General features: G+C 67.8%; 10 protein-coding genes. 4 read left to right on the forward strand and 6 right to left on the reverse strand.

All coding sequences use genetic code 11. From position 1 onward, the window contains the following. Positions 1 to 15 precede the first annotated feature (15 nt). A complete protein-coding gene (locus DMB66_RS06830; RefSeq protein WP_233624347.1) occupies positions 16 to 708 on the forward strand; it encodes a putative immunity protein in 693 nt (230 codons plus the stop codon). Beyond that, positions 705 to 1,220 carry a putative immunity protein gene (locus tag DMB66_RS06835; RefSeq protein ID WP_125803143.1) on the forward strand — a complete coding sequence of 172 codons (516 nt, stop codon included), beginning with the start codon at positions 705 to 707 and terminating at the stop codon, positions 1,218 to 1,220. Before DMB66_RS06830 ends, DMB66_RS06835 begins: the two co-directional genes overlap by 4 nt. A gap of 187 nt (positions 1,221 to 1,407) precedes the next feature. On the opposite strand, the gene DMB66_RS06840 is transcribed toward DMB66_RS06835, so the two are convergent. From DMB66_RS06840 to DMB66_RS06855, 4 genes are all read right to left on the reverse strand, one after another. Next, the gene (locus DMB66_RS06840) at positions 1,408 to 2,178 is read right to left on the reverse strand and encodes a hypothetical protein (RefSeq protein ID WP_125803144.1); all 771 of its coding nucleotides are present in this window, start codon (positions 2,176 to 2,178) and stop codon (positions 1,408 to 1,410) included. Between the two features lie 872 nt (positions 2,179 to 3,050). Then, entirely contained in the window at positions 3,051 to 3,908 is an 858-nt protein-coding gene (locus DMB66_RS06845; protein WP_125803145.1) for a hypothetical protein, read from the reverse strand. Next, positions 3,905 to 4,858 carry a hypothetical protein gene (locus DMB66_RS06850; RefSeq protein ID WP_125803146.1) on the reverse strand — a complete coding sequence of 318 codons (954 nt, stop codon included), beginning with the start codon at positions 4,856 to 4,858 and terminating at the stop codon, positions 3,905 to 3,907. Before DMB66_RS06850 ends, DMB66_RS06845 begins: the two co-directional genes overlap by 4 nt. A 388-nt stretch (positions 4,859 to 5,246) precedes the next feature. After that, entirely contained in the window at positions 5,247 to 6,290 is a 1,044-nt protein-coding gene (locus DMB66_RS06855) for a DUF5937 family protein (protein ID WP_125803147.1), read from the reverse strand. 83 nt (positions 6,291 to 6,373) lie between these two features. On the opposite strand from DMB66_RS06855, the gene DMB66_RS06860 reads away from it, so the two are divergent. Further along, entirely contained in the window at positions 6,374 to 7,699 is a 1,326-nt protein-coding gene (locus DMB66_RS06860) for an MFS transporter (RefSeq protein WP_125803148.1), read from the forward strand. On the opposite strand, the gene DMB66_RS06865 is transcribed toward DMB66_RS06860, so the two are convergent. Together DMB66_RS06865 and DMB66_RS06870 are read right to left on the reverse strand one after the other, a co-directional pair. Then, a complete protein-coding gene (locus DMB66_RS06865; RefSeq protein ID WP_125803149.1) occupies positions 7,647 to 8,288 on the reverse strand; it encodes a hypothetical protein in 642 nt (213 codons plus the stop codon). The two genes, DMB66_RS06860 and DMB66_RS06865, sit on opposite strands and share 53 nt — an antisense overlap. Before the next feature lie 22 nt (positions 8,289 to 8,310). Further along, the gene (locus tag DMB66_RS06870) at positions 8,311 to 8,868 is read right to left on the reverse strand and encodes an XRE family transcriptional regulator (protein WP_125803150.1); all 558 of its coding nucleotides are present in this window, start codon (positions 8,866 to 8,868) and stop codon (positions 8,311 to 8,313) included. A 38-nt stretch (positions 8,869 to 8,906) separates the two neighbouring features. Here DMB66_RS06870 and DMB66_RS06875 point away from each other — a divergent pair. Then, the coding region (locus DMB66_RS06875) for a GNAT family N-acetyltransferase (protein ID WP_125803151.1) at positions 8,907 to 9,100 on the forward strand (194 nt) is incomplete at its 3' end.

The following is a 9,100-nucleotide window of genomic DNA, read 5'->3' on the forward strand; positions in this document are numbered from 1 at the left end:
GCAGCTGACCCGCGGTTGAAGGTTGTCGAAGCGGATGAGCGGAAAGCCGGTCAGGAAGCCTCAATCGGGTGTTCAAGGATACGATTCATGGACATGACACAGAGCACGCACATCGTGTCCGGAGACTTCGACCTGACGATGGACGAACTGCGCGTCGTGGCACGGTATGTGGTTCAGCACGCCGAGGCCGTCCTGTCCGTCTTCGAGCAGGCTGTTCCCGATGATCCGCGCCCCCGTGCCGCGATCGACGCAGCCTGGGCGTTCATCAATGGCGCCAGGAGGACGCGATTGCAGCGCGTCACCTCCCTCGACGCTCATCGAGCCGCCCGGTCCGCACCCGCCGAAGCCGCGCGGCTGGCCGCACGATGCGCCGGTGACGCCGCCTCGGCCGCATACCTGCACCCCATCGCCAAGGCCAGTCAGGTCGGCCACATCCTGCGAGCCGCCGCCAGCGCTGCCCGCATCGGAGAGGTCGAGGCGGGCGGTGACCCCGCGATCGGGAATGCCCTGCTGGAACGGTCGCGGCAGCGTGCGTCACCGGTGCTCATCGACGTGCTCCGCCGCTACCCGCCCACGGCAAGCGGCAGCAATCGTGTCGCCCAGCTGATGAGCACTCTGGACCATTCCCTGCGGCGGACGGTGGACCGACCGCCGGGGCGCGCCGCACTGAGCCGCGCCGACGCGCGCGGGAGGGACGGCGAGTCATGATCCTCCCGAAGATCCGGGACCCTCGCTTCGTGACGATCCGCCGTGGCGGGACCCTCACGGATGCCGACCACCGTCTGCTCGCGCTGTGGGCAGCCTCATGCGCGGAGCACGTCCTTGGCCTCTTCGAGTCGGCCGAGCCGGGAGACCCGCGACCGCGCCAGGCGATCGAGCATGCCCGGGCCTGGGTGCGTGGCGAGGTCAAGATGATGCAGGCTCGCGCGGCGGGCGGCCATGCGATGGGCGCAGCCAGGAATCTGCGTGGGGCCGCACGGCATGCGGCCTACGCAGCCGGCCAGGCCGCGGTCGTCGCTCACGTCGCCGCGCACGAGCTCGGCGCCGCCGCCTACGCGATCAAGGCCGCACGTGCGGCGCAACCGGACGGCATGAGCGAGGCCGCGGCGCGACTGGAGTGCCAGTGGCAGCGCGATCAGCTCCCGGAGGCGATCCGCGAGCTTGTGCTTGATGACCAGAGGTTGCGCAATGACATCTGCTGGTCGGTCTTCGACTGTTGAAGCTGAATCCCGCACGGCTGATAGCGACCGGCAGGCCGTCGACTTGGCGGCAGATCCGCCCCGCACGCCAAGAGGGGCCTCGGGGGATCGGAGCAGCGCCGACACACCATCGCCGCCGCCGATCCCCCGGACACCCATCAGTGAAGCAGTTGGGCCTTAGCACCGGAGCAAATGCATGCCCTGCCGATTACCAGTTGCACTTGCCGTTGGTCCAGGTCTTGTAGCTCTCGATGGAGTTGGTGACGACCGGCCGGCCGTTGGCGAACGTCGACTCCCAGGCGGAAGCGCTATTGGCCCACCACGTGTTCGGCCCTTCCTGCCCGACCTGGGTGGCCACCCAAGGCATCTGGTAGTTGCGGCCATCGACCGAGTCCCAGTACTCCTTGCCGATCGCGTTCTTGAGAGCATTGATCGCGTTGGTGGCGTTGGTGTTGTCCGCTCCGGTCGAGTAGAACTTGATCCGGTCGGCCATACCGAGCTTGGCGAGCGGTTTGGCGATCTCGACGAAGTTGCCCGGCACTTCCTTCAGCTCCACCAGGCCGTCGAGCCCTTGAGCCTTGATCTCACTGACCCAGGCCCAGAACGTCATGACCCCTTGATCGCTGAAATCCTGACCCGGCTTGATCTTCAGGGACTTCAGGTAGGTCCAGCTGACCGAGTGGATGTCCTGCGCGCTCCCCGAGTAGTTAAGGCCCCAAGTGGACTTGTTGTGCCACATGACAGCCTTGGTGTAACCGCTTGTGAAGCGCAGGTCGCCCTCGACGGCCTTGGCCCCTCGGTTCTTCTGGGCCCGAATGGCCGCAGCGTTGTTCGGCTGGCGCATGACGTCGCCCTCATAGGGCTCGTGCCCGTAGCCGAGGGGGCAGTTCGGGGCTGCGGCGGCCGGCTGCTGCGCGGCCAGGACCAGGCTGCCCACGACCACGAGCAGGGCCGCGGCAGAACCAATGATGCGTTTCACATTTCCTCCAGAGGGGTTAAGAACCGGATTTCCGGATAACTGCTTACCTGTTGCATGTGATGCACAGCCCACGGAACAGCCACGGCTGAGGCGCAAGGTCAGGCGCGGCCGGTCTCATCCGTTAGCGGTGCACCCCTGGGCATCCACGCCGGCGGAGGCGGGTGCGCTCACCGTGAGGATCGCGACGAACGTGGCGAGAAAGATGGTCAGTGCGTGTTTCACACAGGACACGAGACCTCCGAGGAGCCCGGGATGCGGATCGGGCAAAACGTATAACTCCCGGACCTAGGCGGTCATCCCGCGCTAGGTTGACTTCCGCGTACCACCGCGGGTTGATGTCCGCATACCGCGACGGATTGATCTCGGCGTAATCAGGGTGGTCGCGCCCGCTGCCACGGGCCGCCCGATCGCGCGGGCGGCAGAACTCACGTGGCTCGTCCCGGACCATGCAGGGAGACAGGTGCAGCCTGGCTTCGGCAGAGCCGGCCGCAGGTCGAGCACCTGGCCGGCAGTTCACCTGAGAAGCAGTAACCGACCAGGTCCGGCCGCAATGCGGCCGGACCTGGTCGGTTACGCGGGAGTGCTAGAACGCTTGTGGCGGTGCTATGCGCTGAGTAGTGGAACAGTTACCCGGCAGAGCCTTCGCCGCCCCGGCCCGCGCGGTTCCTCGAGGTTGTCGCCATGTGAATTCCTTTACGCCAGGAACGAGGCGTATCGGCCCGCGAGTGGCCCTTGGGCCTTTTCTCGCGCCGTTCGCCTGGCTCGGTTGCATCGTTCGTGAGCTAGCAAGGCGAACGATACCGCATGCGGGTATCGAGGGTGGGATTTCAGGCTTTCAAGGTCAATCTTTCAAGGTGCCGGCGTTCGGCTTCTCAGGCACCCCAGTTCACCCGGACATCGAATTCGAACCGGGCCGGCGGGGTCGGGCTGTCGGCGCTCCACACGACAACCCATTCGCCATTCGTCGAATAGTCACTCACCGCCCCGCGGCGATTACGCTCCTGCACGAAGACGGCACTCGCATTCTTATGTACGCGAAACGTGACGGTGAACTTCCCGATGGGGAAGTTTCGGACATCGTATCTGAACACGTCGATGTCATCTTCGCGCAGCGGATTCCAGAGCCCGGCCGGCGGATAGTCAAGAGTCCACTCCAGGGTCTCGCCGGTCTGGACCGCAGGCGTGAAGGTGACGGTGCCCCGACCGGCGATGTCCTCGGCCAGCCAGGTCGCCTCGATCCGCCCGCCACCGACCTCGATCCGCGGATTCGCCGAGAACTTGCCGGTGTCCATCCCGGCATAGGGCGAGATCAGGGTGAGTTCGCGCTGGCGCAGCGGGCGGGTGACCCGGGTCGTCCGGCGCTCCCGGACCCGGTCGCCGTCCTCGGTCAGGCCCACCCACACCGTCAGTTCCAGATCCTCGGAATACCCCTCGATGCTGGACAGCGGTCGACCAGGCCAATCACCTGGTGGCAGCTCGCGAACGACCGGGGAGCGGCCGATGGGACGCCGGTCCGGGGTCGGCTTCGGCGCGGGTCGCGCCGCCGGGGGGCGGTACAGCCGGACGAGCACCGCGATCGTGGCCACCGCGATGACGCCCAGGAGGATGAGCGCCGGCAACGTGTTCAGGGTGGCGACGAGCCCGATGGCGACGTTGGCGTAGGCGATCGCCACGCCGATCACCAGGGCGGCGGTCGGCCCGTTCCTTCGCGGTGTGTGGTCGATGCTCATCGTGCTTCTCCCTGATTGAGCATGAGGAACATCTCGATCGCAGCGTTCGCGGTGGGGTTCGCGGCCAGGAATCCGTTGAGATCGTCGATCAGGGCCCGGTAGGTGCGGACGCCGTCTTGTGGATGGTTGTCGGAAACGACGGTAATGCCGTCCGGAAGAGCCGGGCAGTGGAGCGGGCCGAGCGCGACTGGCACCCGGAAGACGAAGGTGACGGTCTGCACCGGGGTGCGTTGCCCGCCGTTCTCATCCGGTCTGACCAGTGGGGGCGCCCAGGTGAACCGTTGCAACCGGGTCTCGCGCAACTGGGTCCAATACCCCGGCGAACGGTAGTTGGCCGTCCAGTTCACCTGGGGCCGGGGCGGCGCGAACAGGATCAGCGCCCGGGGGACCGGCCAGTCCCGCACCGGGATGACTTTCGCCCGCTGAGGATCGCCGTCCTCCTCCGGCACCCGACCGACGCGCAGCCCGATGTCGTCCCAGCTCAGAATGTGATGCTGGCCCAGGGCGAGCGCCTCGAACTGAGACCAGTAGACGACCGCCCCCCGGCTCGGCGTGGTGCGCCGCCATTCCTCGATCAGGTCGTCGCCGGGCTGCTCACCGATGTCGAAGACGATCGTGCGCGCTTCGTGGTGCGGGCGGTAGGCGCCGAGTGTCGAGTCGAGGATGCTCTTGAGGGCGGTCAGCTCCTTGCTATGCATGACGAGGTCCTCGTGCACCGAGTCGCCGGCGCCGGAACTCCTGACCCCGCGCTTCAGGCCTTCCTCGTAGACCGCCGGGACCAGGGCTGCGGCTCCGATCAAGCCGGCGATCACCAGGCCCACCGAGGTGGCCGGGCCGGCGCCGAGGACCTGGATGCCGTTGGCCACCGTCCCTCCGATGGTCAACGTGTAGAAGCCGGTCCGCCGGACCAGGCTCAGCCGCCCGCTCCGGCGTGACGGTTCCACCGTCATCGAGCCGGCCCACGCTGACCGGACTCACGCGCTCCCGCATCGTCATCGCCTGGCCCTCCGGCTTCCCTGGAACCGGTCCGACGCGAATCAACTTCAATTTGTGCCATCAGTATGAAGTTTAGGCAAGAAGTCGGCTATAGACCCAAGTCGCGAATTCCGCTCACCCCCCGTCCGTGCTCCGCCGTCCAGTCGGTCAGCGCCTCCTACTTATTGCGGAAGTCCAGGCCAGATGCTTGATCATTGTGCATCCGAAACAAATTCACCTGAGAGAATGGCACACCAAAAGAGATCGAGTCGGTCATTTGTTCGACACAATGCCAAGCAGTGACCGGGTGAACCGCAGGCGAATCAGCCCGGACAAGTCCCGGTCCGAAGAGGAACGAGGGCATCACGCCTGCTCCGGCCGACCCAACTGCCGCGCCGCCTCGTGATGAACGGCGGGTTTCTGGGCGAGCGCAGTGCCGAGCCGGGTACGCCGGTACAGCACCTGATGCCCCTGGCGTTGCGAGGTGACGAGTTCGGCATCGCGCAGGACCGCCAGGTGTACGGAGACCGTGGACGGGGCCAGCCGGTGCCGGACGGCGAGGTCGGCAGTGCACGCGGGTTCGTCGAGTCCGGCCAGTATGGCGGCGCGGCTGGCGCCGAGCAGCCGGTTGAGCGCGTCGGTCGCCGGCCGGGGTGCGGTCTCCCACAGGCGTGCCATGCCCCGGGCGGGGTAGATGATCGTGGGCTGCCAGGGCGGAGCGAACCCGCTGACGGTGTCGGGCCAGGCGAACACGCTGGGCATCAACAGCAGTCCGCGGCCGGAGAGATGCTGGTCGTCCAGCGCGACGCTGCCGCCGCGTACGGCGAGCGTCCCGTTGGCCCAGCTGACATCCGGGTGCAGGTCGCCGAACAACGCCCGGAGGCCGCCCTCGGCCAGTCGCTGCGATCGGGTGGCGATGTCGGCTTCCAGCACCGTCCGCAGGCGGGGCCAATCGGCGGCGACGAGGGCGGTCCATGCCTGTTCGGTGGCGTCGGCGAGGATGCGCACGGCGCGCGCGGGCTCGGTGAGCATCGCCCGGCCCACGGGGGTTTGCGCGGCGCCCGGGGTGCAGGCCAGGGATCGGGCGATTTCGCGGTGTGCGAGGTCCGGGTCGGTGTCACGCAGGCGTGCCAGTTCGTCCTCGAAGCGGGCCGACGAGCCCAGCGGGGCGTCCGGTGGTGGGCCCAGGAAGTCGGGTGTGTATCCGCGCGTGGGCATGAGCAGGAGCAGTGCGGTCAGGTCGAGTCCGGCGACCGCCTCCCGGAACCGTCGGAGCCATGGCTGGTGGTAGCCGTGTCGCAGGGGCCGGATGAGGGTCCGGACCGCTTCGTGTGTTTCGCACAGTGGTGATACCGCGAAGCGGCAACGCACCAGGTCCTCCCGGTCGAACACCATGCGCATCGGCATCGGCGCCCACCTTCCGGTCGCGGATGATTCGTCTCCGGACGAAGAACTAAAAGATACCGGCGGGGGCGGGCACGCTGCCGTGCATGCCGTCCACCAGACCCCCAGTCGCCGCGGCGACAACGGTCATCGCCGCGCAGCCGCGCACCGGATACCGGGCGGTGTTCGCGGTACGTGAATTCCGTGCCATGTTCATCGCGCATCTGTTGTCCACGCTCGGCACGGTGGTCTGTGAGATCGCGCTCTCTGTGCTGGTGTACCGCCGCACCGGGTCCCCGCTGCTGAGCGCGCTCACCTTCGCCCTCGGGCTGCTGCCGTACGTGATAGGTGGCACCTTCCTGTCGGCCGTGGCCGACCGGCTGCCGGCCCGGCGTGTGCTGGTGGTCTGTGACCTGCTCTGCGCCGCCTGCGCTGCCGGGCTCGTGCTGCCTGGGACGCCGGTCGCCGGTTTGCTCGTCCTGCGGTGCCTGGTCGCGGCGATCGCACCCGTTTTCACCGGTACGCGGACCGCGACGCTGGGCGATGTCCTCGGCGAGGGTGACGGGTTCGTGCTGGGTAGTTCGGTGATCCGGATGACCTCGCAGAGTGCTCAGCTCGGCGGGTTCGCCGCCGGTGGGCTGTTGCTGGCTGCCGTTTCACCGCGGGCCGTGCTGGGACTGACGGTTGGCACCTTCCTGGCCTCCGCCCTGCTGCTGGGCGTAGGTACACGCCGCCGGCCGGCCCGCGCCGCCCGGGGAGGGCAGACGGAGGGGGCGCTGCTCGTTGCGTCCCTGTCCGGACTACGCCAGTTGCTCGCGGACCGGCGTGTTCGGGCGCTGCTGCTCCTGGCTTGGATTCCGCCGATGTTCGTCGTGGTTTCCGAGGCGCTGCTGACGCCGTACGCCGGTTCCCTCGGGACCAGCTCGGCAGGGCTGGGGTTGTTGCTGTGCGGGATGCCGATCGGGGCGATCTGCAGCATCGCCCTGGCCGGTGCGCTGCTGGGTCCGCGTGGCCGCTCCCGCCTCACGCTGCCCGTCGCCCTGTTCGCCATGCTGCCGCCGCTCGGCTACGCATGGCACCCCAACCTGGCCGTAGCGCTGATCTGCCAAGTCGGTTCGGGCTGCGGCATCGCCTACACGCTGGGCTTGGACCAGTGGTTCATCGCCGCGGTACCTGAGCGGCTGCGGGGACGGGCGATGACCCTGCTGACCGCCGGCCTGATGACAGCGCAAGGTCTGGGCATGACCCTGGCGGGTGTGGCCGCCGAGTTCCTTCCGATCCACCAGGTCGTGGCAGGCGGCGGCGTCGTCGGCATCTTGTGCGTCTCGGCCGTCGGGTACCTCGTACACCGCACCGAGGCGTCGCCCGTTGACGGGCCTGTCAGTTCAACAGGCGTTGAGCCCAGTACACCTGGCCGTCAGAACCGACGTTGATCAGGGCGACCAGCAGGTCGCTGACCGCGGCCGGAGCGGTGGCGACGGCCTGCTCGGGTGGCGTTTCCGGGCGCATCGGATGCAGCACCATCACGAACGTCACCGGTGACGCGGCTACCGACGACACCGTGATGGCGTTACCGGCGGTCCAGAACGAACCGTTGATCTCACGTGGCCCGATGCCCCGCAACCACGGGTAGCGCTCCTCGGCAACGTCCAGGGCTCCGTCCGAGCCGGCACCGACATCGTCCGGCCGCGCCGACGTCACGCTGATGAGGCCGGGCATCCGGCGGGTGCGCTTGTCCAGGATCACGACCCGGAACGAGCCGCTGTCGGCCTTGATATCGGGTGGCCGCCGCCAGGCCACCCGGCCGAGGAAGATCTGGTCGCCGTCGGCCGCATGCTCGGCATTCACCGGGCTCATCGCGGCATCCGCGGTGGCCTGGTCAACCAGGCGCAGGGTCGCGGTGACGCCCAATGCCTTCGGCCCATACGGCGCCCGGTTGTGCCACCACCGCCAGCCCACGATGCCACCGGCCGCAACAAGCAGCATCACCACACCGACGATCAGGCCCGCCCGGTGTCTCATGAGGAGCAGTACATCACTCGGCTCAGCGACGTCGCTCAAGGACCACCAGATAACGGCAGGGCCGGTCGGTGGAATTCCGGTACGTCCCGGGCGCCGGTGTGCCGAGGGCTAGGCAGTCACCGGCGCTCAAGTCGTGCTCGACTTCGCCTTCAAGGAAGCGTAGAGCCCCGTCCAGCACCCAGATCTGATGACTCGCCAGGGCGAAGGATTCGCTCGGATAGGAAACCTCGGCGCCGGCCGGCAATTCGACTTCGACCAACTGGACGGAGCCGGCGACCGGTGAGACCGAGCGGCGCCGGTAGCCGGTCTTGGGGTCGACCCAGACAGGTTGATCCACGACTCGCGCCAACCGCGGCGTGTCAACCTCGGTGCGGGAGAACAGCTCGGAAAGGGTGAGCCCGAGCGCAGCGGTGAGGCGCCCCAGAAGGACGGCGGTCGGTTGCACATCGCCGCGTTCGATCTTCGCGATCATCGCCCGGGAGACACCGGAACGCTCGGCGAGAGCGTTGACCGACAGGCCCCGGTCGGTCCGAGTGGCGTGCAGGGTGGCTGCGAGGTTCGTGGTCAGGGAGTCCGGCATGTCTTCACTATAGTAGACGTGGCAACTACTATAGTGACATGACGTTGACGATTCGGGCCGCCGACCAGGGCGACGCCGCCGCATGCGCGACCATCTACCGGCCTTATGTGCTGCAGACCGCCATCACGTTCGAGACCGAGCCGCCGACAACGGCGGAGATGGCCCGTCGCATCGAGGTGGCCACCTGCTCGCACGCCTGGCTGGTGGCCGAGCACGCTGGCGAAGTCATCGG

Source organism: Actinoplanes sp. ATCC 53533 (assembly GCF_003947245.1).